At 74.6% G+C, this 26011-nt stretch carries 25 protein-coding genes; 10 read left to right on the top strand and 15 right to left on the bottom strand.

The window, feature by feature from the left end; translation table 11 throughout:
- Positions 1–22 precede the first annotated feature (22 nt).
- Entirely contained in the window at positions 23–1054 is a 1032-nt protein-coding gene (locus ACWD5O_RS13290) for an ABC transporter substrate-binding protein (RefSeq protein WP_450085411.1), read from the bottom strand.
- 247 nt (positions 1055–1301) lie between these two features.
- Here ACWD5O_RS13290 and ACWD5O_RS13285 point away from each other — a divergent pair, with 247 nt between their 5' ends.
- From ACWD5O_RS13285 to ACWD5O_RS13265, 5 genes are read left to right on the top strand one after another with little or no spacing between them, the layout of a single operon-like run.
- A complete protein-coding gene (locus ACWD5O_RS13285; protein ID WP_450085498.1) occupies positions 1302–2252 on the top strand; it encodes a FecCD family ABC transporter permease in 951 nt (316 codons plus the stop codon).
- Positions 2249–3277: a FecCD family ABC transporter permease gene (locus tag ACWD5O_RS13280; RefSeq protein ID WP_354962389.1), complete on the top strand. Its 1029-nt coding sequence runs from the start codon at positions 2249–2251 to the stop codon at positions 3275–3277. The genes ACWD5O_RS13285 and ACWD5O_RS13280 overlap by 4 nt, the downstream gene beginning before the upstream one ends.
- Before the next feature lie 29 nt (positions 3278–3306).
- Positions 3307–4131 (top strand): ABC transporter ATP-binding protein, encoded by an 825-nt coding sequence (locus ACWD5O_RS13275; protein ID WP_450085410.1) that lies wholly within the window; start codon positions 3307–3309, stop codon positions 4129–4131.
- The gene (locus tag ACWD5O_RS13270) at positions 4128–6182 is read left to right on the top strand and encodes a penicillin acylase family protein (RefSeq protein ID WP_450085409.1); all 2055 of its coding nucleotides are present in this window, start codon (positions 4128–4130) and stop codon (positions 6180–6182) included. Before ACWD5O_RS13275 ends, ACWD5O_RS13270 begins: the two co-directional genes overlap by 4 nt.
- Positions 6172–6744 carry a GNAT family N-acetyltransferase gene (locus tag ACWD5O_RS13265; RefSeq protein ID WP_354962393.1) on the top strand — a complete coding sequence of 191 codons (573 nt, stop codon included), beginning with the start codon at positions 6172–6174 and terminating at the stop codon, positions 6742–6744. Before ACWD5O_RS13270 ends, ACWD5O_RS13265 begins: the two co-directional genes overlap by 11 nt.
- A 20-nt stretch (positions 6745–6764) precedes the next feature.
- Here the strand turns inward: ACWD5O_RS13265 and ACWD5O_RS13260 are convergent, their stop codons facing one another.
- From ACWD5O_RS13260 to ACWD5O_RS13250, 3 genes are all read right to left on the bottom strand, one after another.
- Positions 6765–7382, bottom strand: coding sequence for a bifunctional 4-hydroxy-2-oxoglutarate aldolase/2-dehydro-3-deoxy-phosphogluconate aldolase (locus ACWD5O_RS13260; RefSeq protein ID WP_354962395.1), 618 nt, complete (start codon positions 7380–7382; stop codon positions 6765–6767).
- On the bottom strand, positions 7379–8422 hold the full coding sequence (locus ACWD5O_RS13255) for a sugar kinase (protein WP_387322260.1): 1044 nt from the start codon (positions 8420–8422) through the stop codon (positions 7379–7381). Before ACWD5O_RS13255 ends, ACWD5O_RS13260 begins: the two co-directional genes overlap by 4 nt.
- Positions 8423–8499: 77 nt before the next feature.
- Positions 8500–9369, bottom strand: a complete 870-nt coding sequence (locus tag ACWD5O_RS13250) for a S1 family peptidase (RefSeq protein ID WP_354962397.1) — start codon at positions 9367–9369, stop codon at positions 8500–8502.
- 177 nt (positions 9370–9546) lie between these two features.
- On the opposite strand from ACWD5O_RS13250, the gene ACWD5O_RS13245 reads away from it, so the two are divergent.
- On the top strand, positions 9547–10725 hold the full coding sequence (locus ACWD5O_RS13245) for a low temperature requirement protein A (protein WP_354962398.1): 1179 nt from the start codon (positions 9547–9549) through the stop codon (positions 10723–10725).
- Between the two features lie 10 nt (positions 10726–10735).
- Here ACWD5O_RS13245 and ACWD5O_RS13240 read toward each other — a convergent pair whose 3' ends face one another.
- Complete coding sequence (locus ACWD5O_RS13240; protein WP_354962399.1) at positions 10736–11308, bottom strand: nucleosidase; 573 nt, start codon at positions 11306–11308, stop codon at positions 10736–10738.
- 98 nt (positions 11309–11406) lie between these two features.
- Between ACWD5O_RS13240 and ACWD5O_RS13235 the strand changes: the two genes are divergently transcribed.
- On the top strand, positions 11407–11952 hold the full coding sequence (locus ACWD5O_RS13235; RefSeq protein WP_450085408.1) for a Rieske (2Fe-2S) protein: 546 nt from the start codon (positions 11407–11409) through the stop codon (positions 11950–11952).
- A 12-nt stretch (positions 11953–11964) separates the two neighbouring features.
- On the opposite strand, the gene ACWD5O_RS13230 is transcribed toward ACWD5O_RS13235, so the two are convergent.
- The 9 genes from ACWD5O_RS13230 to ACWD5O_RS13190 form a co-directional block, all read right to left on the bottom strand.
- On the bottom strand, positions 11965–14856 hold the full coding sequence (locus ACWD5O_RS13230; protein WP_450085407.1) for an Hsp70 family protein: 2892 nt from the start codon (positions 14854–14856) through the stop codon (positions 11965–11967).
- A 126-nt stretch (positions 14857–14982) separates the two neighbouring features.
- A complete protein-coding gene (locus tag ACWD5O_RS13225; protein ID WP_450085406.1) occupies positions 14983–15609 on the bottom strand; it encodes a hypothetical protein in 627 nt (208 codons plus the stop codon).
- Positions 15610–15688: 79 nt separating this feature from the next.
- Complete coding sequence (locus tag ACWD5O_RS13220) at positions 15689–16396, bottom strand: RibD family protein (RefSeq protein ID WP_354962403.1); 708 nt, start codon at positions 16394–16396, stop codon at positions 15689–15691.
- Entirely contained in the window at positions 16393–17076 is a 684-nt protein-coding gene (locus tag ACWD5O_RS13215) for a GTP cyclohydrolase II (protein WP_450085405.1), read from the bottom strand. The genes ACWD5O_RS13220 and ACWD5O_RS13215 overlap by 4 nt, the downstream gene beginning before the upstream one ends.
- Before the next feature lie 58 nt (positions 17077–17134).
- Positions 17135–18073 (bottom strand): lysylphosphatidylglycerol synthase transmembrane domain-containing protein, encoded by a 939-nt coding sequence (locus tag ACWD5O_RS13210; protein ID WP_450085404.1) that lies wholly within the window; start codon positions 18071–18073, stop codon positions 17135–17137.
- 64 nt (positions 18074–18137) lie between these two features.
- Complete coding sequence (locus ACWD5O_RS13205; protein ID WP_450085403.1) at positions 18138–18962, bottom strand: class I SAM-dependent methyltransferase; 825 nt, start codon at positions 18960–18962, stop codon at positions 18138–18140.
- Positions 18959–20038 carry a glycosyltransferase family 4 protein gene (locus ACWD5O_RS13200; RefSeq protein ID WP_450085497.1) on the bottom strand — a complete coding sequence of 360 codons (1080 nt, stop codon included), beginning with the start codon at positions 20036–20038 and terminating at the stop codon, positions 18959–18961. Before ACWD5O_RS13200 ends, ACWD5O_RS13205 begins: the two co-directional genes overlap by 4 nt.
- On the bottom strand, positions 20038–20436 hold the full coding sequence (locus tag ACWD5O_RS13195; protein WP_450085402.1) for a 6-pyruvoyl trahydropterin synthase family protein: 399 nt from the start codon (positions 20434–20436) through the stop codon (positions 20038–20040). Before ACWD5O_RS13195 ends, ACWD5O_RS13200 begins: the two co-directional genes overlap by 1 nt.
- A gap of 2 nt (positions 20437–20438) precedes the next feature.
- Positions 20439–21422 (bottom strand): dehydrogenase, encoded by a 984-nt coding sequence (locus ACWD5O_RS13190; RefSeq protein ID WP_450085401.1) that lies wholly within the window; start codon positions 21420–21422, stop codon positions 20439–20441.
- 117 nt (positions 21423–21539) lie between these two features.
- On the opposite strand from ACWD5O_RS13190, the gene ACWD5O_RS13185 reads away from it, so the two are divergent.
- The 3 genes from ACWD5O_RS13185 to ACWD5O_RS13175 all read left to right on the top strand — a co-directional run bounded on the left by ACWD5O_RS13185 (position 21540) and on the right by ACWD5O_RS13175 (position 25498).
- Positions 21540–22439, top strand: a complete 900-nt coding sequence (locus tag ACWD5O_RS13185) for a CDP-alcohol phosphatidyltransferase family protein (protein ID WP_450085400.1) — start codon at positions 21540–21542, stop codon at positions 22437–22439.
- Positions 22439–24187: a sulfatase-like hydrolase/transferase gene (locus ACWD5O_RS13180; RefSeq protein WP_450085399.1), complete on the top strand. Its 1749-nt coding sequence runs from the start codon at positions 22439–22441 to the stop codon at positions 24185–24187. Before ACWD5O_RS13185 ends, ACWD5O_RS13180 begins: the two co-directional genes overlap by 1 nt.
- Before the next feature lie 78 nt (positions 24188–24265).
- The gene (locus ACWD5O_RS13175; RefSeq protein ID WP_450085398.1) at positions 24266–25498 is read left to right on the top strand and encodes a PP2C family protein-serine/threonine phosphatase; all 1233 of its coding nucleotides are present in this window, start codon (positions 24266–24268) and stop codon (positions 25496–25498) included.
- On the opposite strand, the gene ACWD5O_RS13170 is transcribed toward ACWD5O_RS13175, so the two are convergent.
- A complete protein-coding gene (locus ACWD5O_RS13170) occupies positions 25499–25822 on the bottom strand; it encodes an STAS domain-containing protein (protein ID WP_450085397.1) in 324 nt (107 codons plus the stop codon).
- Positions 25823–26011: the final 189 nt, after the last annotated feature.

Genomic DNA, 26011 nt, shown 5'->3' with positions numbered 1-26011 from the left:
CGCCGGTCAGGCGGTCATGGCGTCAGCTGATCTTCTTCGCGTTCCGGATGGCGGTGGCGAGGTTCTCCAGCAGCGGCGCGGAGCCGGCGTACGAGAAGCGGGGCACCGTGTCCCACGGGGTCACCTGGTTGGCCTTGACCGCCGGCAGCTGCTGCCAGGTGGGCTTGGCGGTGAGGTCCTTGGGCTGCAGGGCGGTGCTGCGGTTGTCCAGCAGGATCAGGTCGGCCGGGAACTTGCCGGCGTTCTCCCAGCTCAGCGCCTCGAAGTAGTCGCCGGCTTCGAGCTTGGTGGGGACCACGATGTCCACGCCCAGCTCGGCGAAGTACATCAGGTCGGTGCTCACCTTTGGGTTGGAGACGTAGAACAGGTCGGGGCTGCCGGAGCAGGCCATGACCTTGATCGCCGGGTTGGCCTTGACGGCCTGGCGGACCGCCTCGGCGCCGGCCTCGAAGCGGGCCTTCGCGTCGGTGACCTTCTTCGCGGACAGGTCCGCGCCGAGCGACTCGGCCAGCGCGGCGTACCGCTCGATGGGCTTGGTCATCGGCACCCGGGCGGTGGTGATCGCCACGCTCGGCGCCAGCGGCAGGATCTTGGTCTTGCTCTCGTCCGGCACGTACCAGAGGGCGTCCGGGTCGTACATGTGCGTGACCAGCAGCTCGGGGCGCAGCGCCGCGTACTTCTCCAGGCTGAACTCGCCCCACACGTTGCCGAGGATCTCCACGGCCTCGATGTTCAGGTCGCCGGCCTGCGGTTCGGCCGTGCCGTCGGCGCGCGTGGTCTCGCCGAACACGCCGACGAGCTGCTTGTCGAGACCGAAATCGATCAGTGCGGCCGCTACCCCCGTGAAGGCCACCACGCGGGTCGGACGAGCCGCCACCTCGATCTTCTGGTTGCGGTCGTCGGTGAACGACCAGGGGCCACTTCCGTTGCTGGCGTCGGTCTTCTGGGCGTCGTCCTTGCCACAGCCGGCGAGCAGGGCGGCCAGCGTGGCGGCGCCACCGGCGGCCAGCAGGCCACGACGGGAGAGGCGACGGGCGGACAGGGCATCGGGCATGGTGTTGTCTTTCGATCAGGGGACGGCCGGGGTCGACCAGGACGGCGGGGGTTAGGTTAGCCTAACCTCGTTCGTTGTCAACATCGGTACGTCGTGTCGCCACACCCCGGAGCCCACACTGGACGCCACACCCTCCGTCACCAGACCGGCACCAACCGTGCCAGCTGACCTGGCGGCACCACCCCTCGCACCACCGCCGGTGCGGCGCGGTCGCGACGCGGCCCGCGCCACCGGCCTGATCGGCGCCGTGGCGCTGCTCGGCGTGGTCCTGCTGCTCAGCATCGCGGTCGGCGCGAAGTCCATGTCACTCGGCGACGTCTGGTCCGGGTTGCTGCACCGCGACGCCACCGAGTACGCCGTGGTGCACCGGATGCGCCTGCCACGCACCCTGCTCGGGCTGATCGCCGGCGCGGCGCTCGGGGTCGCCGGCGCGGTGATGCAGGCCCTCACCCGCAACCCGCTCGCCGACCCCGGGCTGCTCGGCATCAACGCCGGCGCCTCCGCCGCCGGCGCCTCCGCCGCCGCCTTCCTGGGCGTCACGGCCATCGGCGGGTACGTCTGGTTCGCGCTGCTCGGCGCGGCGGTGGTCACCGCGCTGGTCTACGCCGTGGGTGGCGGACGCGGGGCCACTCCGGCCCGCCTCGCGCTGGCGGGCGCGGCGCTGAACGCCACCCTCTACTCGTACGTGAGCGCGGTGATGCTGCTGGACACCGCCTCGCTGGAGCGGCTGCGGTTCTGGACGGTCGGCTCACTGGCCAGTGCGGACTCCGCGACGGTGACCCGGGTGCTGCCGTTCATCCTGGTCGGCCTGCTGGTCGCGCTCGGCGCCGCCCGCCCGCTGAACGCCCTCGCGCTCGGTGACGACGCCGCGCGCGCCCTGGGCGCCCGACCCGCGCTGATCCGGGCCGCCGTGATCGTCGCGGTCACCCTGCTCTGCGGCGCGGCGACCGCGGCCTGCGGCCCGATCGTCTTCGTCGGGCTGCTGGTGCCGCATCTGGTCCGCGCCCTGATCGGCCCCGACCTGCGCTGGCTGCTGCCGTACTGCGCGGTGCTCGCACCGGTGCTGCTGCTCGGCGCCGACGTGCTGGGCCGGGTGCTGGGCCGGCCGGGTGAACTCCAGGTCGGCATGGTCACCGCCGTGCTGGGCGGCCCCCTCTTCCTCTGGCTGGTCACCCGCGGACGGGTGGCCCACCCATGACCGTCCTCCGTACCCCGGGCGGGCTCTCGCTGCGCTTCCGCCCCCGCGCGCTGATCGTCGGGGCCGGTGCCGCGCTGCTCGCCGCCGGGCTGGGTCTGGTCGCCCTGGGCAGCGGCGACTACCCGATGGGCGCGGCCGACGTGCTGCGCACGTTGACCGGCGGCGGCACACCGGCCGAGCAGTTCATCGTCGGGGAGCTGCGGCTGCCCCGGTTGGTCACCGCCCTGCTGGTCGGCGCGGCGCTGGCGCTGGCCGGCACCGTGTTCCAGTCGCTGGTACGCAACCCGCTGGGCAGCCCCGACGTGCTCGGCTTCACCCAGGGCGCGGCGACCGGCGCGCTGGTGGTGGTCGTCCTCGGCGGCGGCAGCCTGGCGCTGGCCGGCGCGGCGGTGGCCGGCGGGCTCGGCACCGGCGTGCTGATCTACGCGCTCGCCTGGCGGCGCGGGGTGCACGGTCACCGGCTGATCCTGGTCGGCATCGGCGTCGCCGCGATCCTCACCGGGGTCAACGGCTACCTGCTGACCCGGGCGCCACTGATGGACGCCGCCCGCGCCGTGCTCTGGCTCACCGGCAGCCTGGACGGCCGGGGCTGGGCCAACGCCGGGCCGCTGCTCGCCGTCGTGGCCGTGCTGGCGCCGCTGGTGCTCATCGGCTGCGCCCCGGCGCTGCGAATGATGGAACTGGGCGACGACACGGCCAGCGCCCTCGGCGTGCCGGTGCGGCTGCTGCGCCTGGTGCTGCTCGCCGCCGCGGTGCTGCTGGTCTCGTTCGCCGCGGCCGCCGCCGGGCCGGTGTCCTTCGTGGCGCTGGTCGCGCCGCACGTGGCGAAGCGGTTGACCCGCGCGCCCGGCCCGAACCTGGTGCCGTCGATGGCGGTCGGCGCGGCGCTGCTGGTCGGTGCCGACCTGCTGGCCCAGCGTGCCTTCACCGGGCACCAGCTTCCGGTCGGTGTGGTGACCGGGGTGATCGGCGGCGGCTACCTGGTGTGGCTGCTGGCCATGGAACGCCGGGCGGGTCGGCTGTGAACACCCGCGACGCCTTCGAAGGAGCATCCATGCACCCCGGCAGTTCACGGCTCGGCGGCACCGCGCTGACCCTCGCCTACGATCGGCGCACCATCGCCGAGGACCTGACCGTGGCGGTGCCCGACCGGTCGTTCACGGTGATCATCGGCCCGAACGCCTGCGGCAAGTCGACCCTGCTGCGCGCCCTGTCCCGGATGCTGCGCCCGACCACCGGCGCGGTGCTGCTGGACGGGCGGGACATCCACGACGTGCCCGCCCGGAAGGTGGCCCGCACCCTCGGCCTGCTGCCGCAGACGTCGATCGCGCCGGACGGGATCAGCGTCGCCGAACTGGTCGCCCGGGGCCGGTACCCACACCAGGGGCTGCTGCGGCAGTGGTCCCGGGAGGACGAGCGGGTCGTCGAGGAGTCGATGGCCGCCACCGGGGTCGCCGACCTCGCCGACCGGTCGGTGGACGAGCTCTCCGGCGGGCAGCGGCAACGGGTGTGGATCGCCATGGCGCTGGCCCAGCAGACCCCCCTGCTGCTGCTCGACGAGCCGACCACCTATCTCGACATCGCCCACCAGATCGAGATCCTGGACCTCTGCGCCCGGCTGCACGAGGAGCAGGGGCGCACGCTGGTCGCTGTGCTGCACGACCTCAACCACGCCGCCCGCTACGCCACCCACCTCATCGCCATGCGCGACGGGCGGGTGGTGGCCGCCGGCGAGCCGGCCTCGGTGGTCACCGCGGACCTGGTGGCCGAGGTGTTCGGGCTGCCCTGCCGGGTGATCGACGACCCGGAGACCGGCACCCCGCTGGTCATCCCCGCCGCCCGGCGCCGGGCCACCGTGCCCGCCCCGGAGCCGGCGTGAACGCTGAGCGGTTCCGCGACCGGTGGGGTGTGCCGCACCTGCGGGCCGGCGACCCGCTCGCCCTGGCGACGGCGCAGGGCCGGGTGACCGCGTACGACCGGGCGTGGCAGATCGAGGTGGAACGGCACCGGGCGCAGGGCACCAGCGCCGCCTTCCTCGGCGCTGACGCGCTCGGCTGGGACCGGTTCGCCCGGCAGGTCCGGCTCGACGACACCGCCCGCCGCTGCCACGCCGCGCTCGACCCGGCGACCGCCGCCTGGGTGGGCGCGTACGTGGCCGGGGTGAACGCCGGCCTCGCCGCCGGGGCGGCCCGCGCACCCGAGTTCGCCGCCACAGGGCTGAGCCCGGGCCGGTGGCAGCCGTGGACGCCGCTGGCCATCTGGCTGGGTCACCACATCCTGTTCGCGGGGTTCCCCAGCAAGCTCTGGCGCGAGCACGTGGCGCGCCGGCTCGGCCCGGACGCGCGGGACCTGTTCGCCACCGACGGGCCGGCCGTCGCCGGCAGCAACGGATGGCTGCTCGCGGCCGAACGGACCGGCACCGGGGCGGCGCTGCTCGCCGGCGACCCGCACCGGTTCATCGAGGATCCCGGCGTCTACCAGCAGATCCGGTTGGCCTGCCCGGAGTACGACGTGGTCGGGCTGGCGATGCCGGGTGTGCCGGGCATCGCGCACTTCGCGCACGCCGGCGCAGTGGCCTGGGCGATCACCAACGCGATGGCCGACTACCAGGACCTGTACGCCGAGCGGCTGCGCCGGCAGGGCCCGGTGGTCGAAGCGCTCGGCCCGGACGGCTGGCGACCGGCACACACCCACGTCGAGACGATCGAGGTGGCTGGGGCGGACCCGGTCGAGGTCGAGGTGGTGGAGACCGAGCGAGGCCCGGTGATCGTCGGCGGGCCGGACGAGTCCAGCGCCATCAGCCTCCGCTACCCTCCCCGCGTCCGCGCCGAGCTGGGGTTCGCGGCGTTGCCGGAGCTGCTGCGCGCCCGGAGCGTGGCGGACGTGGACCGGGCACTGCGGCACTGGGTGGAGCCGGTCAACGTGGTGCAGGCGGCGGACACCGCCGGCGGGCTGCTGCACCGGGTCGCCGGCGCGGTGCCGGTGCGGAATCCGGAGAACGGCCGGGGGGTGGTCCCGGCCTGGCGGGCCGAGTACGCCTGGCGCGGCTGGTACGCGCCGCTGCCCCGGGCCGACGTGGCCGGCCGTGCGGTGATGGCCAACGAGCGGGGGCTGGCGGCGCCGCTGGGTGTCGAGTTCGCCCCGCCGCACCGGGCGCACCGGATCGCCGAGCTGCTCGACGCCGGCCACGCCTGGACGGCCGAGCGCCTGGCCGCCGTGCACACCGACACGTACCTGGCGTCGGCCGGTCCGCTGCTGGCGATCCTGGCCGGGGTGACCGGGCTCGGTCCGGATGCCGACGCGCTGCGTGAACGCCTGCTGCGCTGGGACCGGCGGATGGCCGCCGACAGCACCGACGCCGCGGACTTCGCCGTGCTGCGGTCGGCCGTCGTACGCCGGCTGGCTGCCCACCCGGCGCTGGCCGCGCTGGCCGAGCCGCCGGCGTACCCGGAGGTGTTCGCGCCCTGGCTGGCACTGACGCCGCGGGTCGGCTACGCGCTGTCGCACCTGCTCGGCGGCGCCCGGCTGCCCGGCGTGGACGTGGCGGCGCTGGTCCGCACGGCGGCCGAGGAGGTCGCGGGCGCGGCGGACGGGCAGGTGCGCTGGGGAGACCTGCACCGGTTGGCGCCGTGGCGGGCGCTGCCCGACCCGGACGCCGGCCCCGGCCCCCGCCTCGGCGGCGACCACGACTGCGTGCTGTCCACCTCCAGCGTGCCCGGGGTGACCCATTGGTGCTTCCGGGGACCGGCCGCGCGTTTCGTGTGGGACCTGGCCCGGCGGGACGACAGCCGCTGGGTGGTCCCGCTGGGCGCCTGCGGGGTGCCCGGCGACCCGCACCACGACGACCAGAGCCCGGCCTGGCTGGCCGGGGAGCTGTTGCCGGTGACCACGGGCTGGGAGAAGCTCACCGAGGAGCGTGATGAGCACTGACACCAGGACCGCCGATCGACACCGCCACCGGCGGGACATCCCCGCTTTTGGGCTGGTGACCATCCGGCCGGTGCGGCCCGACGAGGACGCCGACCTGTTGCACGCCTGGGTGACCCAGGAGCGGGCCCGGTTCTGGGGGATGCGCGAGGCGAGCCGTGAGCGGGTGCACGAGATCTACGCGTACCTGGACTCGCTGGCCACCCACCACGCGTACCTGGTGCACCGCGACGGCGTGCCGGTGGCGCTGGCGCAGACCTACCAGCCGGAGGCCGACCCGGTCGGCGAGCGCTACGACGTGCTTCCCGGCGACGTCGGCGTCCACCTGCTGATCGGGCCACCGGTGACGGTCGAGCGCGGCTTCACCGGCACGCTGTTCGGCGCGATCCTGGATTTCGTCCTCGCCGACCCCGGCCGCCTGCGGGTCGTCATGGAGCCGGACGCCCGCAACGACAAGGCCGTCGACCGGTTCGTGCGCGCCGGCTTCCGGCCCGGCCCGCTGATCGACCTGCCGGAGAAGCGCGCCCGGCTGCTCTTTCTCGACCGACCGGCGGCCACCGGCTGACGCCGGGCGGCGAACCGGGATCAGCGGGCGGAGGTTCCGAGGGCGACCAGCTCGGACAGCCGGTCCAGCTGATCGGGATCGGCCAGCGCCGAGCCGACCGCCACGACCCGTACGCCGGCGTCGAGGAACGCCCCGGCGTTGCCCGCGTCGAGGCCACCGGTGGCGACGAACCGTAGCTGCGGCAGCGGGCCGGCGACCGCCCGGAACCAGCCCGGTCCGAGGGAGATCGCGGGGAACGCCTTGAGCCAGGTGAGGCCGTGTCGCAACGCCTGCTGTGCCTCGGTCGGCGTGGCCACGCCCGGCAGGTGCGGCAGGCCGCGCGCGGCAGCGGCGTCGGCGACCGCGAGATCCAGGCCGGGCGCGACGGTGAACGCGGCCCCGGCGTCGGCCGCGGCCGCGACCTGCTCCACGTCGAGCACGGTGCCGGCGCCGACGATCCGGCCGCGCTCGGCGCCCGCCTCGACGGCCGCGCGCAGCGCCGGCACCGCGTCGGCGGTCGCCACCGGCACCTCGACCACGTCGATGCCAAGGTCCCAGGCGCGGCCGGCGAGCCGGACGGTCTCCGCCACCGGCAGGCCGCGCAGGATCGCCATCACCCGGGCCGTGCCGAAGACGTCGCCGAAGTCCGCTGTGCTCATGATCCACTCCATCCGAGATCGCTTGGAAGCCGGGCCAGGTCCAGCGGCGACCAGGCCTCGGCGGGGGCGTCCAGCAGCTGGTCGAACCAGGCCCACGGCGGCACCGGCGCGTTGTCGCCGCTGCTGCCCAACGCCTGGGCCGCGACCAGATGCCCGAGACGCAGCCGCCGTACCGTGTCGAGGCCGCGCAGCAGCCCGGCGAGGTAGCCGGCGGCGAACGCGTCTCCGGCGCCGACCGGCTCCACCACCGCCACCCGCGGCGCCGGGACGAAGACCGGCTCGGCGTCGCGGCACAGCGCGATGGCCCCCACCGCGCCATCCTTGACCACCACCGTCTCCGGCCCGGGCAGCAGGCGGCGCACCGCCGCCGGATCGTCCGTGCCCCACAGCGCGTCCGCCTCGTCCTGACCGACGAAGACCAGGTCGCTGCGGTCGGCGAGGTCGCGCAGCACCGACGCGGCCCGGTCGGCCGGCCAGAGCCGGGCCCGGTGGTTGACGTCGAAGCTGACCAGCGCGCCCGGCAGCGGCCGGTCGGTCACCGCGTGCTCGGCCAGTGCTCGACAGGGGGCGGAGAGCGCGGGGGTGATCCCGGACAGGTGCAGCACCCGGGCGCCGGCCAGCCGCTGGTCGGCCAAGGTGCTGGGGCCCATTCGGGAGGCGGCCGAGCCGGCCCGGTAGTAGTGCACCTCGGTCGCCGTCGCGCCCGGGTCCTTGACGTACAGCCCGGTGGGGGCCGCCGGATCCACAGTCACCAGATCCACCCGGACGCCGGCGGCGGCGACGTGTCGGACGACGGCCCGGCCGAAGGGGTCGTCGCCGACCCGGCTGACCCAGGCCGCCCGGTGCCCGAGCCGGGCGAGGTAACCGGCCACGTTGGACTCCGCGCCGCCGACCGAGACGGCGACCCGCTCGGCGTGCTCCAGTGGCTCGCCCGGCGCGGGGCACAGCACGACCATGGTCTCCCCCACCGTGGCGACCTCGACCGACGGGGAACCGGCCGGAGCGGTCGCGGAGTCGGGTCGGGCGTCGGGGGTCGGCACACGTCCTCCGGGCGAGGGTTCGGGGTGCGCCGAGCCTAGGCGCGTCGCGCGGGACGAGCAACTGCATCGCGACGAGGTCAGGGCAGCGTCAGCCCGTACGCGGCCAGCACCTCCCCGATCGGCTGGTAATAGGTGGTGCCGCCGGAGGTGCAGTTGCCGCTGCCGCCGGAGAGGATGCCGATGATCATGCCGGTGGCGGCCACGTAGAGCGGGCCGCCGCTGTCCCCCGGCTCCGCGCAGATGTTGGTACGGATCAGGCCGTAGACCACGTTGCCGCCGGCGTAGTTGACGGTCTGGTTGAGGCCGGTGACGGTGCCGCAGCGCACGCCGGTGGTGACGCCGCTGCGGCACACCGCCTGACCGACGTACGCGCCGCCGGCGCCGTAGATCGTCAGCAGCCCAGGGTAGGTGTAGACCGCGCTGGGATGGGCGATCCGGCCGGTGTAGCGGATCAGGCCGTAGTCGTTGCCGGGGAAGCTGGTGGCGGTACGGGTGCCGAGCACGGTGGTCTGCGCGCTGTCGGCGTACCAGGCGCTGGCGACGGTGGTGCAGTGGCCGGCAGTGATCACGTAGTAGGTGCTGCCGCTGCGCACGTTCGCGCCGAGCGAGCAGCGGCTGCCACCGCCGTAGACGCCCTGTCCGGCGGCGATCAGGGTGCGCAGCGTTCCGGGTTCCCGACGCAGCAGCGCGCCGGCCCGGTCGGCCACCGTCCGCAGCGCCGCCACCTGGGCGGGAGTCACGGTGTCGTCGACGGTGAGGGTCATCCGGCCGGTGGCCGGGTCGAGGCCCCAGGCGGTGCCGGGTGTGCGTACACCGGCCAGCGCGGCCACCGGGTCGGCGACGGGCGCGGCGGGGGCGGCGCGGTCGGGGACGGCGGCCTGCGCCGCGCCGGGCGCAACGAGCAGGAGGGCGGTCAGGACGAGGGCGACGAGCGGGCTGCGGAGCATCCGAACCTCCAAAGAGATCGAGATATATGGATGCCGTCAAGCATCGCCCGGCGGCTGTCGCCATGGCAACCACGCCCGGTCGCGCGCTTGACCAGGGGTCGGCGGGAATCGTCGATCCGGGGACGGGCCACGCCGTCGCCGCCGATAATCCTCGAAGGATGCGGCGGGAGGCCGGGCATGACCACCGGAGGCACCGCGGCGCTGGTACGCCGCCCGGACGGATCGGCCCGGGCCACCCTGCTGGAGCTGCTCTTCGACGTGGTCTTCGTGGCCGCCCTCGCCTTGGTCTCGAAGCTGATCGCCGAACGTGAATCCTGGACCGGCGCCGCGGAGGTGCTGCTGACGCTGACGGCCATCTGGTGGACCTGGTCGGTCACCTCGACCACGACCGAGTTCTACGACCCTGATCAGCGCCCGATCCAGGTCATCCTGATGGTCGCCATGGTGGGGTCGGTGGGGATGGCGGCGGCGCTGCCGATGCTCTCGGCAGGGCACGCGATGGTCTTCGCGATCGCGTACGTCACCACGCACGTGGTGCGCGGCGTCGTCCTGATCACCTCGTTGCACCGGCAGCGGCATGAGGCGGCCAAGAAACGGGCCACGCGGTTCCTGTTCTGGTTCGTGGTCTCCGGCGTCTTCTGGATCGCCGGGGCGGTGACCGGCGCGCCGGACTGGGGACTCTGGGCCGTGGCGATAGCGATCGACCTGTTCTTCGCGGCGGTCCGGTACCCGACGCCCTGGCTGGGTCAGGTGCCCATGGAGCAGTACGACCGGACCACCGGGCACCTGGGCGAGCGGTACCAGCAGTTCATCATCCTGGCCCTCGGCGACATCATCCTGGTGCCCACCCTGGAGGTCAGCCGGACACAGTTCGACCGCTTCCGGCTCACCGCCCTCTTCTGCGCCTTCGCCATCATGCTGCTGCTCTGGCAGGTCTACGTCTTCCGGGCCGGCCAGTTCCTGTTGGCCGGGGTCGAAGCGAGGCAGGCGTCCCGACTGGCTCCGTACACCCATCTGGTGATGCTGACCGGCGTGGTCGGCACGGCGGCGTCGTTCGACCTGGTCGCCGCCCGGCCCACGGGAGAGACGCCGGTGCGGTGGCTCATGCTGATCGTCGGTGGTCCGCTGCTGTTCGTGCTCGGGCGCGTCCTGTTCACCTGGTTGGTGACCAACAACGTGCCGTGGCGGCGGTTGGCCTGGCAGCTCCTGCCGCTGCTGGTGCTGCCGTGGGCCGGCGGCTGGCCGCCGCTGCTGGTCACCGTGGTCGTGGCGGCCGGGCTGGCCGGTCACATCCTGACCCCCGGCGGGGGTCGGGAGACCAAGCCGGGGCTGGAGTGGCGGCGAAGCAACGACTGACCCGCGACCGTCAGGCGAGGTGTCGGGTGGCCCACTCGGCGAGGTCCCGGGCGCAGGCGTCGACCGACTCCCGCCACGTCCGGGCCGCACCATCCCCCGCCTCGTCGCTGACCTGCTTGACCAGCCGGCATGGCACGCCAGCCTGGTTGGCGGCCCAGGCGATCGCGTACCCCTCCATGTCCACCAGGTCTGCGCGCTGCGCCAACCGGTCCCGTGCGCCGTCGTCGGCCACGAACGTGTCGCCGGTGGCCAGCACGGCGCCCTCCGCGGCCAGCGGGAGCGGCGCGCCGTACGTCTGGCCGGTGAGCGTGCGCAACAGGGCGGTGTCCAGGTCGTGCTGGAGCACCGTGGCGACCTCGTGGATGCCGGTCCAGCCTGGGCGCAACGCCCCCGCCGTGCCCAGGTTCAGCAGCAGGGCGGGGCGCGGGCCGGCGGCCAGCACCGCCGCCACGGCGCTGGCGGCGTTCACCTTGCCCATCCCGGTGAACAGCACCGGCAGCTCCGGCGGGAGGTACCGGGCCTCCTCCTCGACGGCGAGCACCACCAGCGGACGATCGAGCCGGACCGTACCCCGAAGAATCACCGCAGCATCGTACGGGCCGTCCCGGAGGCGGGCGTTTCGGCCTCGGCGGGCGTGCGCCCAGCCATCATTCAGCTGGCTCGCAACGCGCGCCCAGCCGGATGGGGCAGGCTGGCCCGGCGAGCCACCGGACCCGTCCGGGTGCGCCACCGCCGACACCGGCGACCGCGCGCGGACCGACGGCGGTCCGGTCCGCCGACGGAGAGGTGACGACGGTGTACGACGGGCAGGAGTTCCTCCGCGACGACCGCTGGTGCCTGAGCAGGCGAGCGCTGCTGAGCGGTGTCGGCGCGGTCGGCGCGGCCGGACTGCTGAGCGCCTGCGGCGCCGGCGACTCCCCCACCGGTCAGCCGGCTGCCACACCCGGCACCGTGCTGGCCCGCACCGGCGACGTGCCGGTCGGCGGCGGCACGGTCGTCGACGGTGTGCTGGTCGTCCAGCCCGAGGCCGGCACCTTCACCGCGTACGACGCGACCTGCCCGCACCAGGGCGCGCGGGTCGGCGCACCCCGGGACGGGGTGATCACCTGCCCCGCGCACAACTCCACCTTCTCGGCCAGCGACGGCGCCCGCCTCGCCGGCCCCGCCACGCGGGGGCTCACCGAGATCCCGGTCCGGGTCGAGGGCACGAACATCGTCCGCACCTGAAGATCGCGGCGGTTACTCGTCCACGAAGCTGTACAGGACGAAGTCCTTGTCGGCGCCGCAGGCGATCACCCGGGTGTTCCACGAGCAGGACGCGCTGCGGACGTCCTGGAGTTCGCCCAGTTCGTCGACCGCGCCCGACTCGGCCCACACGCCGGCCAGGACCCGGTTGTCCGCCACCGTGCTGGGCGCCTTGGCGAAGACCAGCAGGTTGCCCTCGTCGAGGCGGACCGCCACGCCGCGGCGGTCGCGCAGCACCGCCTTGCCCTCGGCGTCGAAGACAGTGACCGTCGACTCCGGGCTCTCCCGCTGGGCGAGCAGTTGGGCGCCGAGCGGGACCAGGCCGGTCGCGCCCGGCGCCGCCCACCGAACCGGGCTCTTACCCTCGGTCGCCGCCACCACCTCGGTGCGCTCGGCCTCGCTGTTCGGCACCTCCAGCAGGCACGCCCGCCGCTCACCGCAGGCCACCAGCTCCTTCGGCCGGCGCTGGTCGTTCCCGGCCCGGTAGAGAACCACGGGCGTGGCGTCGGAGTTCAGGTCGTACGCCAGCAGCTGGTATCCGCCGTCGTTGGCCGCCACGTAGAGCCGGTCCTCGTGTGCCACCACTAGGTCGTCGAGGTCCGCGACGTTGCCCCACTGACGCAGCACCGAGCCGGAGGCCATGTCGAGCAACCGCGCCGACCGGTCCGCACCGATCTGCACGAGTCGCCGCCCCTTGCTCGTCCACGGGTTGCGGGGCGTGCCGTCGAGGAAGGCCGGCCCGCCGGCCGCCCCATCGGTGCTGACCGGCCGGACGACGGTGCGACCGCCGCCGTACTGGTCGCGGGGGTTGGCCTCGGTCCACGTCTCGTGGCCGTCGCTCAGCCGCAGGCCGACCAGCCGGTCGCCGGCCCGGTCCACCAGCACCGCCACGCCGTCGGCGAAGTACACGCTGTCGTCGCCACGGATGGCGCGGTTCCAGCGCTGCGTGCCCAAGCGACCGTCGAGGACGGCCAGCTGGCGGGGGGTGCTGTCGCCCGGCGCGTCGGCGATGACCGCGACCGCCCCCGGGACGGCCACCAGCCCCGTCCAGTTGTCGGCGCTGACGTTGGTCGGCTTGCGCCACAGCTCGTCGCCGGTGCCGGTGTCGACGGCGACCACCTCGAGCCGTTTGTCCGGCAGCGGGTACCCGAGGTAGGCCCGATCCTCGAGCACCGCCGTCCACATGCCGCTCGGCCGCTCGGCGCCGGCATGCGGCCGGGACAGCACACTCAGCGGTCGGAACTCCAGGTCCGGATAGCGGTCGCGGAGGAAGTAGAGCGTCGACGCGGTGGCCACCCCGGCCAGGGCGAGCACCGCGGCGAGCACCACCCAGTGGGCCCGCCGCCAACGCGTCCCGGGGACGCGGTTGGGCGTCGGCGGCGGGGTGGCACCGTGGCCACCGACCAGGGTCGCCGGTACGCCCGCCGGCTCTGGTTCGGTCGGCGTCGGCAACCCCGGCCAACCTGACCCGGACGGCCCCGACGGCAGCGTCGACACCGACCCGTGCTGCGACGGCACGGTCGGGGCGGCCTCGGCGGGGACGGTGGGCGCGGTCGAACCGGCCCCAGCCGGGATGGTCGGCGCGGTCGAACCGGGCGCGGCGGGCGAGGTCGGCGCGAACGGTGGTCCGGCCGGTGACGCAGGGGCCTGCGTCGGTACGGCTGGCGAGGCTGGTGCCTGCGCCGGTCCGGCCGGGGCGCTCGGCGGGGCGAGCGGCGGTCCGGCGTACGCCGGCGCGGACAGTTGCCGGAGCAGCGGCAGGTCGGTCAGCGCTCCCTCGGCCACCGGCAACTCCGGCTGGTCCAGCACCGTCGGCGCCACCCCCAGCTCGGCGTGCAGCATCCGGGCCACCAGCGGGATCCGCGACGAGCCGCCGACCAGGAACAACCCGGCGAGCTGGTCGGGGCTGAGCCCGGCGGCGGCGATCACCTCCCGGGCCCGGTCGACCGCGCGGCGCAGCAACGGCGTGGCCACCCGCTCGACGTCCCCCCGGGTCAGGCGCACCGCCTCGGCCACGCCGGGCACGGTGACCGGCGCCACCGTCGAGCGGGACAGCGTCTCCTTGGCGCCCCGGACCTCGTCCCAGAGCCGGACCTGGTCGCGGCGCTGCGCCGGGTCCGTCGGGTGAATCAGCCGGGCCCACTGCGCGGCGTGCCGGTCACCGACCAGCTCGCCGACCCGCCGCACCAGCGCGGCGTCGAGATCCAGGCCACCGAGATCCGGCAGGCCACCATCGGCCACCACGCGAAAGCCGGAGTCCCCCCACGGGTCGGCGCCCTCGTTGCGCAGCACCGCGACGTCGAGCGTCCCGCCGCCGAAGTCGAACACCGCGATCGCGCCGCCGACCGGCACCGGCCGGTGCAGCACCTGCGTGTAGTAACGGGCCGCGGCCACCGGCTCGCGCAGCAGCCGGGTGCCCGGCGGCGTCGGCCCGGCGAGCGTGTGCTCGGCCGCCTGCGGCCAGCCGGCCCGCATGAGCGCGTCGCCGAGCACCTGGCGCCGCGTGGCGTCCCAGGCCGCCGGGCAGGTGACCACAGCCGGGGGCAGGAAGCCGACGGTGCCCACCGCGGCCCGCGCGACCGCCGCCAGCACCGCGGCGAGCAGCTCGGCCGGCGGGTACGAGCGGTCCCCGAGCAGCACGCCCGGCTCGTCCACCCGACGCTTCGGGTTCGCCTCGAACCGGGCCGGATCGGCCTGCGCCAACCGGCGGGCGTCCCAACCGGCGTGCAGCGTGCCGTCCGGGTCGGCGTACACGGCGGACGGACTGACCGGCTGACCGTCCATCAGCAGCGGACGGGTCCGCCCGTCCGGCCAGCGCAGCACCGCGACCGTGTTGGACGTACCGAGGTCGACGCCGAGGGCGAAGCCCTCGTGCTGGCCTGCCATCTACCCGATACCTCCGCCACGACGAGGGAAACCCAGCCCCGCATGGTACGCATCCGGTGCCGGCGAGCTGATCAGTCGGTCGGAGTCGCGTCGGTCCGGCCTACCCGGGTGCCTGTTCACCAGCGCTCAGGGGGTCGTACAGCGGACCCCGCGCACGGCGGTGACGGTGACCTCCAGGCTCCCGGCCTCAGGCCAGTGTCCTTCCGGCGACGGGGAGACCGGAAAGACCCGACGGTCGGTCGTGCCCACCCAGCGCTCGTAGACCGAGAGGAAACTTGGCACGCCGTTGACGTCCTTGCAGTAGTAGAGCCCGGCCTGCCGGTCGCCGCTGCTGTGCACGGGCGCCAGGTCCAACGGCTGCGTATTCCAGCCCGCGGCCAGGATGGCCGGCTCGTACATCTCGGCCAGCTTGTCCTGGGCGAAGCCCACGTCGAGCGCGAAGAACAGGCTGACCCTGGTGGTGGTGACGCCGGGACCCGCGTCGACGGGCTGTCCCTTGATCCGGGTGCTCTCGCGTTCGCCTACCTGCCGGCAACCCTTCTCGACCGCTGGTGGGCCGACCGCGAGCGCCTCCGGCGGGCGGAAGGCGAAGACCGGTTCAGCGAGGTAGGCGGCGAGTAGTTCATCTTCGTGGGCAGGTGGATGGCAGCCCTTGGCGAGCGGAGTCGCACTCGGGTCGCCGCTACAGCCAGCCAGCATGGCGAGCAGGCACAGCGCGGCAACGACACCCGACCGAACCGCTCGTGAAGCCATGCGCCGGGACCCTACCGGGCCGAGAGGCGGCCACCGCACTCGCGGCGAACCACCTGGTGTGGGCCGGTCCGGCGTGGCGTCAGTCGCCGGGGCAGCGGTCGGAGAGGGCGTAGCGGAGCAGGACCACGTCGCCGATCTGGCGGGCCTCGGCCAGCCGGGCCCGGCGGCCAGGGTGCCAGGGGAAGCTGCCCTCGCCGACGAACCGGGGCGCCCGGCCGTCGCCGACGAAGAACGGGGCGACCACCAGGTGCAGTTCGTCGGCGAGGCCGGCGGTGAGGAACTGGGCGTGCACCGTCCCACCCCCCTCCACCATCAACCGCCGTACGCCCCGGGCGGCCAGGTCGGCCAGCAGCCAACCGGGGTCGACCGGCTCGCCCGCGTCCACCACGGTGGCGAGTCGGCCGAGCCGTTCCCGGGTCTTCTCCAGCGCGTCGCTGGCGCAGTAGACGAGCCGGGGCGCGTCGCCCGCGGTGAAGAACCGAGCCGTCGGGTCGAGGTCGCCCCGGGCGGTCAGGGTGACCTTGATGGGCGAGGCCGGCCGCCCGCCCGCCACCCGCTCGGCCCGCCGCTCCGCCGCGCGCACCAGCAGCCGGGGATCGTCGCGGCGGACGGTGCCGGCGCCGACCAGGATCGCGTCGCAACTGGCCCGGACGGCGTCGACCCGGTCCAGGTCGTCCGCGTTGGACAACAGGAGCCGCTGGTCGGAGGCGTCGTCGATGTATCCGTCGATCGAGGTGGCGCAGCTCAGCAGCACGTACGGCCGCGCCAGCGCCGGCCGGCAGCTCATGGGGCGACGGGCCGATCGGGGGTACGCCCAGCGGGAGCCGCGTCCGCCTCGGTCTCCGCAGCCTTGGCCGCCTTCGCGGCAAGGTAGTCGGCGTTGGCCGGGGAGAGGAAGATGCCGGTGGGCACCCGTTCGGCGACCGCCACACCCAGGCGGGTCAGCTGCTCCGCCTTGTCCGGGTTGTTGCTGAGCAGCCGGATCCGGGGCACACCCAGGGTGGCCAGCATCTGCGCGGCGGCGGTGTAGTCCCGCTCGTCCTCGCCCCGGCCGAGCGCGACGTTGGCCTGGTACGTGTCCAGCCCGGCGTCCTGCAGGGCGTACGCGTCGAGCTTTGCGTACAGGCCGATGCCCCGGCCCTCCTGGCGCAGGTAGAGCAGGAATCCGCCGGCCTCGGCGATCCGCTGCACCGCCTCGCGCAACTGCGGCCCGCAGTCGCAGCGCTGGCTGCCGAACACGTCGCCGGTCAGGCACTCGCTGTGCGGGCGGACCAGTGGCGGCTCGCCGCCGTCGGCGAGCCGGTCCAGCGCGCCGGCCCAGTCGCCGAGGCCGAGGGCCAGGTGTTCGCGGCCGTCCACCAGGCCCTTGAACGAGAACACCCGGGTGGTCGTGGCGTAGCCGTCGGGAAAGGTCAGCGGCACCGTGACCTGCGTACGGACCGTGGCGACCGGCAATGCTTCGGGCATGGGACTCCTTTGTCCGGCGCCACCACCGTGCGGTGACGCGTACCGTCTCACAACCGGCTCAACAGCCGCTACCGGAGGCGGCTTCCCGACCGGGGGCCGGAGTCCGAGCACGCCGGGCGAGCAGCACGGCGGCACCCGGCAGGCTGGCCACCAGCACCAGTCCACCGTAGACGGTGGCGGTGGCGACCCCCTCGGCCGCGGTGAGGCCGGCCGCCCCGAACACCCAGGCGGCCACTCCCTCACGCGGCCCGAACCCGGCGATGTTCAGCGGCAACCCCATGGCCAACAGCGCGAGCAGGGTCAGCGGCAGCAGCCGGGACAGCGGGGCGTCGGAGCCGGCGGTACGCGCCGCCACCAGGAAGGTGGCCAGGTGACCGGCGACCATCACGGTGGAGGCGACCAGCACCCCGAACCAGGTCCGCCGGGCCAGCAGCCCGGCGCGGACGTCCGCCACGGCGGTGCGCAGTCCTCGTGCCGAGCGCGACCGGCCGGCCTGCGGCAGGACCCGCGCCAGCAGCACGGCTGCCAGCCCAGCGGCGACCAGCAACGCGACGGCGGCCGGCAGGTACGGCCGCACCGGCGACGGAAAGGCGGCCAGCACCACCAGGGCGACGGCCACCAGAACCACCTGACCGGCGGCACGTTCCCAGACCACTGCGCGGATGCCCCGGCTGACGTCACCGGCGTCCCGGCCGTGGCGTACCGCCCGGTGCACGTCGCCGAGCACACCGCCGGGCAGGGTGGCGTTGAGAAACACCGCGCGGTAGCAGTGCGCGACCGCGGTCGTGAGCGGCAGCCGTACGCCCAGGCCGCCGGCGACCAGGCTCCACCGCCAGGCCGCGCAGACCGTGGTGAGGACACCGATGAGCAGCGCCGCGGTCAGCGCCGGCGCGTCGATCAACCGCACTCCGGCCAGGAACGGGCCGGTGCCCACCTGCCACAGCAGGGCGGCGAGCAGGCCCACCCCGCCGACCACTCGTGCCCAGGCCCAGAACATCGGCGCCGGTCCTCCCTGAAGATCGTCCACTTGCCCTAGTGCACGTACCCGGGGCGCGAGCGGTTCATCCGCCGGCCAGGAGGTCCCGGTGGTCGACCTGCACCGTGAGCCGGCCGGCCGCCGCGTCGGTCAGCCGGCGCTCGGCGTACGCCCGGGCCGGGCCGGCCAGTTCCGGACGGTGCGCGCAGGCCGCGCCCAGCCAGCCCCGGAACCACTCGGCGGCCAGGTCCGCCTGGTCCGGGCCGAGCAGCCACGGGCTGGGCCGCTCCCGGACCGGGACGCCCCGGCGGGCGAACGCGGCGGCGGTGGCGGCGACGGCGTCCGGGCCGAGCAGCCGCCGGCCGTCGACGGTACGCCGCTGATGGTCGTTGAACGCGGCCTCGACCAACGGGTCCAGTGGGTCGGCCGGGGTGAGCCGGACCCGCCCGGTGACCGAGATCGCGAACAGGGTGGGTCGGCCGGCGTCGGCGCAGGCGGCGACCACCCGCTCGACCTCCTCGGCGGTCAGCATGTCCAGCAGTGCGGACGCGGTGACCAGCGCGCCGTCGGCCAGATCGGCGGCGGTCAGCCGGGTGAGATCGCCGCAACGGGTGCTGACCGTGACCGGTGCGCCGTCGGCGGCGGTGACCCCGGCCATGCCCTCGGCGGCCCGGGCCAGCAGGTCGGCGTCCCGGTCGTGCAGCACCCAGTGCTGCGGGCCGGTCAGTCGGGCCGCCAGCCAGCGGCTCATCGAGCCGGTGCCGCTGCCCAGGTCGTGGATCACGGTCGGAGCCTCGCCGGCCAGCCGGGGACGGACCACGTCCACCAGGTCCTCGGCGCGGGCCGCCGCGTCGGCGGGCTCGCGCAGCCGCAGCCAGTCGGCGAACGACAGGGTCTCCTCGACGGTCATGCCGCCACCTCCTCCAGCACGGCGGCGAGCAGCGCCGTGGTCACCGTCCAGTCGGTCAGGGTGTCCCGCCGGGCCAGAGCGGCACGCCGCAGCCGGGCCCGCAGGGCGTCGTCACTCAGCCAGCGGGTCAGCGCGCCGGCCAGCGCGGCCGGGTCGCCCGGCGGAACCAGCAGCCCGGGCCGGTCACCGCCGGGCGCCTGACCGAGCGCCTCGGGCAGGCCGCCCACCTCGGTACCCAGCACGGGCAGGGCGCGGGCCAGGGCCTCGGTGACGACCATTCCGTACGTCTCGCCCCGCGACGGCAACACCAGCAGGTCGGCGGCGTCGTAGGCGGCGTCCAGCGCGGCGCCGGTCAACGGGCCGGCCAGGCGGACCCGGTCGGCGACGCCCGCCCCGCCGAGCCGCTCACGCAGCCGGTGCACCAGCTCCGGCTCCCGGGCGAGCGTGCCGGCGCAGACCAGCGTCCACGACAGCCCGGCGAGCGTGGACAGCGCGTCCACCAGCACGTCGTGTCCCTTGTGGCGGGTGACGGCCGCCACACAGAGCAGCCGGTGGCCGGTGACCGAACCGGGCGCCGGCGGCGCGGGCGTCACCCCCGGCGGCGCGGCCCGGACCCGGTCCGGCGGCAGCGGGTGGCGGGCCAGCAGCCGGCGGCGCGTCCACTCGCTGGTGGTGACGACGGCCCGGGCGGTCGCCAGCGCGCGGGCCTCGGCCTCGTCGTCCAACGGCAGGTGCACCAGGACGACCAGGCGCAGCCGCCGGGCGTGCGGGGCGAGCAGGTCCGGAACGGTCGACGCGATCAGGCCGTCGAGCAGCACCACGGCGTCTTCCGGCGCGGCGGCCAGCAGCCGAGCCAGCTCCGCCCGGTCCGTGGGGTCGGGGTACGGCCACGCGCCGGGCACCGCGTGTTCATGCACCGACCAGCCCCGCCCGCCGAGGCCGGTGCAGATCCGCCGGTCGTAGGCGTTGCCGCCGCTGGGCGTGGCCGGGTCGTCGATGTCGCCGGGCAGGACGACGTGCACCGCACGGCCGGGCGAAGCGGGCCGGTCGACCGGCGTCGCCCGGCCCGCCCCGATCACAGCGACCGCTCGTAGCTGGCCCAGGCGACGTGCGACTCGTGCAGGGTGACGGTGATGCCGGCCAGATCACGCGCCCCGGCGCCCAGGTCACCGGCGTGCACCCGCTCGGCCAGCCGGTCGGCGACCGTACGGGCCAGCACCTCGGTGGTGGTGTTCACCCCGGCGAACGCCGGCTCGTCGTCGAGGTTGCGGTAGGACAGCTCGCCGACCACGGCGCGGAGTTGCTCGGTGGCCAGGCCGATGTCGACCACGATGCCGTCGGCGTCCAGGTCGGGCCGGCGGAACGTCGCGTCCACCACGAAGGTCGCGCCGTGCAGGCGCTGGGCCGGGCCGAACACCTCGCCCCGGAAACTGTGGGCGATCATCATGTGATCCCGAACGGTCACGCTGAACACGGTCACTCCCCGTCGTCGTAGGTGATGAGGTGGCAGAGCGCGGGAAGGTCACCCGTGCTCAGTCGAGCGAGGACGTCGGGCAGCTCCTCGAACCGGGACGCGCCGGTGATCAACGCGTCGAAGGCCGGATCGTCGAGCAGGTCCAGGGCGAGCGCCAGCCGGTCGGCGTAGCTGCGCCGCCCCCGCCGTGCGGGCGCGACCATGCCGACCTGGCTGCTGCGGAGGGTCAGCCGCCCCGAGTGGAACGCCCCACCGAGCGACACCTGCACCGGGCGGTCGCCGTACCAGCTCAGCTCGATCACCGTGCCCTCCGGCGCGAGCAGGTCCAGCGAGCGTTGCAGACCGTCGGCGGTGGCGCTGGCGTGCACGATCAGGTCCCGGTCGCCGGCAGCGTCGGCCGGTTGGGCGAACCCCACGCCGAGGGCGCCCGCCACCCCGGCGCGGCGGGCGTCGGTGTCGACCAGTTCGACCTGCACGCCGGGAAAGCGGGCGAGCAACGCCGCGACGCAGCAGCCCACCATGCCCGCACCGACCACGCTGACCCGGTCGCCGACCAGCGGCGCGGCGTCCCACAGCGCGTTCACGGCGGTCTCCACCGTGCCGGCGAGCACCGCGCGGGCGGGCGGCACGTCGTCCGGCACCGGCACCACCGCGGTGGCCGGCACGACGTACGCGCTCTGGTGCGGGTGCAGGCAGAAGACCGTGCGCCCGAGCAGCTCCGGTGGGCCCTGCTCGACCACCCCGACGCTGAGGTAGCCGTACTTCACCGGGCCCGGGAAGTCGCCCTCCTGGAAGGGCGCGCGCATCGCGGCGTGCTGGTCGGCGGGCACCCGGCCGGTGAAGACGAGTGTCTCGGTGCCCCGGCTGACCCCCGAGTAGCGTGCCCGGACCAGCACCTCGTCGGGGCCCGGGACGGGCAACGACACCGGCCGGATCTCCGCCGCGCCGGGCTCGCGCACCCAGCAGGCGTACGCCTCGCGGATCACCGTCGCGCACCTCACCTTTGCTCCGGGCCGAACCGAACGGCCACGTTTTCCGTGTTCCCTGTCGGGGTCGTCGATCATAAACACGGAGGTACGGTGCCCACGGTTCGAAGTGGTCCGATGATCGGGCTGAGCGCGCAACTGGTCGTGTTGGCGGTGCTGGCCGCCACGGTGGGGCTGGGTGGCGCCGGCTGGCTGGTCGGTACCGGCTACGCGGTGGTCACCTGTCTCGCGTTGAGCCGGGGCCTGCACCGGGCCGGCGCGTCCCGCCTGGGCCCGGCCGACCGGGTGACGCTGACCCGGGCCGTCCTGGTCGGCGCGGTCACCGCGCTGGTGGCGGACTCGTTCGGCCGGCCCGCGCCGGTGGGGTTGCTGGTCGCGGTGAGCGCGGTGGCGTTGCTGCTGGACGCGGTGGACGGGCAGGTGGCGCGACGCACCGGCACGGTGAGCGCGCTCGGCGCCCGCTTCGACATGGAGGTCGACGCGTTCCTGATCCTGGTGCTCAGCGTGCACGTCGCGCCGGTCGCCGGCGGGTGGGTGCTGGCCATCGGCGTGATGCGGTACGCGTTCGTCGCGGCGAGCGCGGTGCTGCCCTGGCTGGGCGGGTCGCTGCCGCCGCGCTTCTGGCGCAAGGTGGTGGCCGCCGCGCAGGGGGTGCTGCTGGCGGTGGCCGCGGCAGGGGTGCTGCCCGAGCCGTGGACCACGCTGGTGCTGGTGGTGGCGTTGGCTCTGCTGGTCGAGTCGTTCGGCCGGGACGTGGCGTGGTTGTGGCAGCGTCGGTCGGTGTCCCGGCGGGCTCTCCCGGTGCCGGCCGCGCCGGTGCGGACCGCGCCGCCGGTGCCGGCCGCCGCGCTGGCGCCGACCGTCCCGCCGGTTCCCGCGCCGGTGGCCCTGCCGACTCCGCTGCCGGTGGTCGCGCCGTCCACGGTGACGCTGCCGCCCCTGCTGCCGGTGCCCGCTCCCGCGCGGGCGATGGCGGCCCGCTCGGGCGGTACGGTCCACTCCGACTGGAGGCTGTGATGACCCTTCCCACCCAGGTACGCCGGCTGGCCGGCCGGTTCCGTTCGCGCCCTCCTGCTGTGGGCGAGGTGTCGGCGCGTACTCCCGGGTCGTTGGCCGCGGCCGGACGCGGCCCGGCGCGGCGGGTGGCGGGCGGGGTGGGCAGCGCGCTGGCCGTGTTGCTGGTGTTCGCCGTGCTGGTCGGCCCGGACCGGCTCGGCCTGCTCACGCCGGGCGCCCTCCTGCGCATCCCGCTGGAGGGGCTGCTCCTCGCCGCGCTGCTGCTTGCCCTGAGGGCGCGGCCCCGGCGGGTGGTGGTGGCCGTGGTCGGGCCGCTGCTCGGCCTGCTCGCCATCGTGAAGCTCGCCGACCTGGGCTTCCGTACGGCTCTCGACCGGCCGTTCGACCTGGTGCTGGACTGGCTGCTGCTGGACGACGCGTTCGGCTTCGTCCGTGACTCGGCCGGTCAGGCCGGCGCGGTCGGCACGGCGATCGGCATCCTGCTGCTGGTCGGAGCGCTGCTGGTGGTGCTCACGCTGGCGCTGCGGCGGCTGGCGTCGCTGCTGGTCCGGCACGAGCGGGTGGCGACCCGGGCGGTGGCCGCGCTGACCGTCGCGTGGGTGGCCTGCGCCGTCGTCGGGGTGCGCGTCGTACCGGGCGTGCCGGTGGCCGACGCCGGGACCACCGCGCTGGTCGGCGCGCACGCCACCCAGGTGGACGCACGGCTGCACGACCGGGAGACGTTCGGTGCGCAGATCAACGCCGACCCGTTCCACGACACGCCGGGCGACCAACTGCTGACCGGGCTGCGCGGTAAGGACGTCATCGTCGCGTTCGTGGAGAGCTACGGCCGCGACGCGGTGGAGGACCCGGAGCTGGCGCCGCAGGTCAACGCGGTGCTGGATGCCGGAACGGAGCGGCTGCGCGCGGCCGGTTACCACGCCCGCAGTGGCTTCCTCACCTCCCCCACCTTCGGCGGCGGTAGCTGGTTGGCGCACGACACGCTGTTGTCCGGCCTGTGGACGGACAACGAGGGGCGGCACCGCACCCTGCTGGCCAGCGATCGGCTCACCCTCAACGGCGCGTTCCGCCGCGCCGGATGGCAGACCGTCGGGGTGCTGCCGGCGGCCACTGAACCGTGGCCGGAGCAGGGGTTCTTCGACTACGACCGCTACTACGACACGGAGGCGCTCGGCTACCGGGGACCGAAGTTCGGCTACGCCCCGATGCCCGACCAGTACACGTTGTCGTTCTTCCAGCGGCAGGTCCGGGCCGACGCGGACCGCCCGCTGATGGCGGAGATCCCGCTGATCTCCAGCCACTCGCCGTGGACGGCGGTGCCCGAGATGATCGGGTGGGACGAGGTGGGCGACGGCTCGATCTACCGCGGCTCCGCGGTCGGCGAGGACAGCGGCGACCCTGACGACCGGGACGCCGGCCAGATCCGCGGCGGGTACCGGAAGGCCATCGCGTACTCGCTGGAGACCCTGATCTCCTACGTGCAGACCTACGGCGACGACGACCTGGTGCTGGTCTTCCTCGGCGACCACCAGCCCGCCCCGGTGGTCACCGGCGAGGGTGCCAGCCGGGACGTGCCGATCACCATCGTCGCCCACGATCCGGCCGTGCTGGACCGGGTGGCGGACTGGGGGTGGCAGGACGGCCTGCGGCCCGGTCCGCAGGCCCCGGTGTGGCCGATGGACACCTTCCGGGACCGGTTCCTGACCACCTTCGGGCCGTCGGCACCGCCGATCGCCGCGCCCCGCTGAACCCGGGGACCAGCGTGCTCGGCGATGACCAGCCTGGTCTCGTAGGCTCCGACAGTGGAAAGCAGTCGAGGGCGACTCATGGACCATTTGTTGGACGCGGCGGAGAACGCCTCGCCGGTCGAGGCGGTCGAGGCGGTCACCCGGGAACTCGGTGCGGCGCTGGGGGCACGTACCGTCGCGTTCCTGATCGCGGACCTCAGCGGCCGGGCGCTGGTCCGGTTGGCCCACGTGCCGCTCGATGGTGCCGGCGACGGGCGCCGCGACGGTGCTGAGGTCGCCACCGTGATGCCGTTCGACGGCGGCCCCGCCGAGCAGGCGCTACGCACCCAGGTGGTGCAGGTTGTCGCGCGGCCCGATCGGTGGACGGTGCTGGCGCCGGTGACCGACCGCGGTGAGGCGATCGGCCTGCTGGAGATGATCCTGCCGGACGAGCCCGATGCGCGGGCACTGGAGGAGATCGCCCGCACGGCGCACGTGTTGGCGTTCGTGGTGATTGCCAACCGGCGGTACACCGACCTCTTCGAGTGGGGGCAACGGACGACGCCGTTCACCCTGTCCGGGGAGATCCAGCGCCGCCTTCTCCCCAGCTCGTTCACGTGTGAGGCCAGTGCGTTCACCCTGTCCGGCTGGCTCGAACCCGCCGCCAGCATCGGCGGGGACACCTTCGACTACAGCCTCGGCCGGGACGTGCTGCACTTCAGCGTCACCGACGCGATGGGCCACGGGGTGGCCAGCGCGCTGACGGCCACCCTGGGCGTGGGCAGCCTGCGCAACAGCCGCCGCCGCGGGGTTGGTCTGGCGGAGCAGGCCGAGGCCGCGAACGCCGACGTGGCCCAACACGCCGCGGTGCCCGGCAGCTACATCACCGCGGTCCTCGGCTGTCTCGACCTGCGCACCGGGGTGTGCGCGCTGCTCAACGCCGGGCACGTGCCGCCGCTGCTGGTGCGCGACGGGGACACCCGGACGCTGGCGCTACCGGCCAACTTCCCGCTGGGAATGTTCGCCGAGACCGATCACCACGCTGGCGAGATCACGCTGCGACCAGGCGACCGTCTGGTGGTGGTCACCGATGGCATGCGGGAGCGCAACGCCGCCAGCCTGGATCTGCCGGCCATGTTGCGGTCGATCGCCGGTCTGCACCCGCGGGAGGCTGTCCGGGCGTTGGCCGATGCCGTGCTCGAGGTCAGCGGCCCGACTCTGGCCGATGACGCGACCCTGCTCATCCTCGACTGGCACGGCGGCCACAGCGAGGACCGGCGTACCAGCGCCGGCGCCGACCAGGCGCGTGCCAGCACCGCGCTGCCCGACTGACTACCCGCCCGCCGCGTCGTCCCTTGACGGCAGATCGGCTTCCGCCGCCGGGACACTGTCATAGACCTGGATGGCTCGATCCACCGAGGTGACCGTCAGCACGCTGTGCACGGCGGGCTGCACCGCGGCGAGGCACAACCGACCGCCGAGGTCACGCAACGCCTTGAACATCACCACCAACGCGCCCAGCGCGCTGGAGTCCAGGAAACCCACCCCGGCCAGATCCACCACCACCTGGCGGTCACCGGCGTCGATCAGCCGTTGCAGACCATCGCGCAACTGGGGGGCCGTCGCCATGTCGATCTCGCCGCGCACCTCGAGCACGGTGCAACCCCGGCCCGGCCGGTCCGACAACAGCAGATCCACAACAACCCCCAAGCCGATGATCCCCGCTTACCCTATTCTGCCGGCGGGCGAAACGCCGCCGCCGGCGTCGCCGAGCCGGCATCCTGACCGTTTCACCTCGGCAACACCCGGGTAGTGCCGATCACGGCGGGAGCATCCTGCCCCGGG

It is taken from the genome of Micromonospora sp. NPDC005161 (assembly GCF_053599855.1).
Note: the sequence above shows the minus strand (reverse complement) of the source record. Positions and strands in the feature narration are given on the sequence as shown.

Coding starts and splice junctions, on each gene's coding strand:
- ACWD5O_RS13210 (WP_450085404.1), bottom strand. CDS start 18,073: ATGTTCTGGGCCTGGGCACGAGTGGTCGGCGGGGTGGGCCTGCTCGCC.
- ACWD5O_RS13225 (WP_450085406.1), bottom strand. CDS start 15,609: ATGGCTTCACGAGCGGTTCGGTCGGGTGTCGTTGCCGCGCTGTGCCTG.
- ACWD5O_RS13245 (WP_354962398.1), top strand. CDS start 9,547: ATGACCACCGGAGGCACCGCGGCGCTGGTACGCCGCCCGGACGGATCG.
- ACWD5O_RS13290 (WP_450085411.1), bottom strand. CDS start 1,054: ATGCCCGATGCCCTGTCCGCCCGTCGCCTCTCCCGTCGTGGCCTGCTG.
- ACWD5O_RS13230 (WP_450085407.1), bottom strand. CDS start 14,856: ATGGCAGGCCAGCACGAGGGCTTCGCCCTCGGCGTCGACCTCGGTACG.
- ACWD5O_RS13185 (WP_450085400.1), top strand. CDS start 21,540: ATGATCGGGCTGAGCGCGCAACTGGTCGTGTTGGCGGTGCTGGCCGCC.
- ACWD5O_RS13215 (WP_450085405.1), bottom strand. CDS start 17,076: ATGCCCGAAGCATTGCCGGTCGCCACGGTCCGTACGCAGGTCACGGTG.
- ACWD5O_RS13260 (WP_354962395.1), bottom strand. CDS start 7,382: ATGAGCACAGCGGACTTCGGCGACGTCTTCGGCACGGCCCGGGTGATG.
- ACWD5O_RS13205 (WP_450085403.1), bottom strand. CDS start 18,962: ATGACCGTCGAGGAGACCCTGTCGTTCGCCGACTGGCTGCGGCTGCGC.
- ACWD5O_RS13180 (WP_450085399.1), top strand. CDS start 22,439: ATGACCCTTCCCACCCAGGTACGCCGGCTGGCCGGCCGGTTCCGTTCG.
- ACWD5O_RS13175 (WP_450085398.1), top strand. CDS start 24,266: ATGGACCATTTGTTGGACGCGGCGGAGAACGCCTCGCCGGTCGAGGCG.
- ACWD5O_RS13235 (WP_450085408.1), top strand. CDS start 11,407: ATGGGGCAGGCTGGCCCGGCGAGCCACCGGACCCGTCCGGGTGCGCCA.
- ACWD5O_RS13220 (WP_354962403.1), bottom strand. CDS start 16,396: ATGAGCTGCCGGCCGGCGCTGGCGCGGCCGTACGTGCTGCTGAGCTGC.
- ACWD5O_RS13275 (WP_450085410.1), top strand. CDS start 3,307: ATGCACCCCGGCAGTTCACGGCTCGGCGGCACCGCGCTGACCCTCGCC.
- ACWD5O_RS13265 (WP_354962393.1), top strand. CDS start 6,172: ATGAGCACTGACACCAGGACCGCCGATCGACACCGCCACCGGCGGGAC.
- ACWD5O_RS13280 (WP_354962389.1), top strand. CDS start 2,249: ATGACCGTCCTCCGTACCCCGGGCGGGCTCTCGCTGCGCTTCCGCCCC.
- ACWD5O_RS13250 (WP_354962397.1), bottom strand. CDS start 9,369: ATGCTCCGCAGCCCGCTCGTCGCCCTCGTCCTGACCGCCCTCCTGCTC.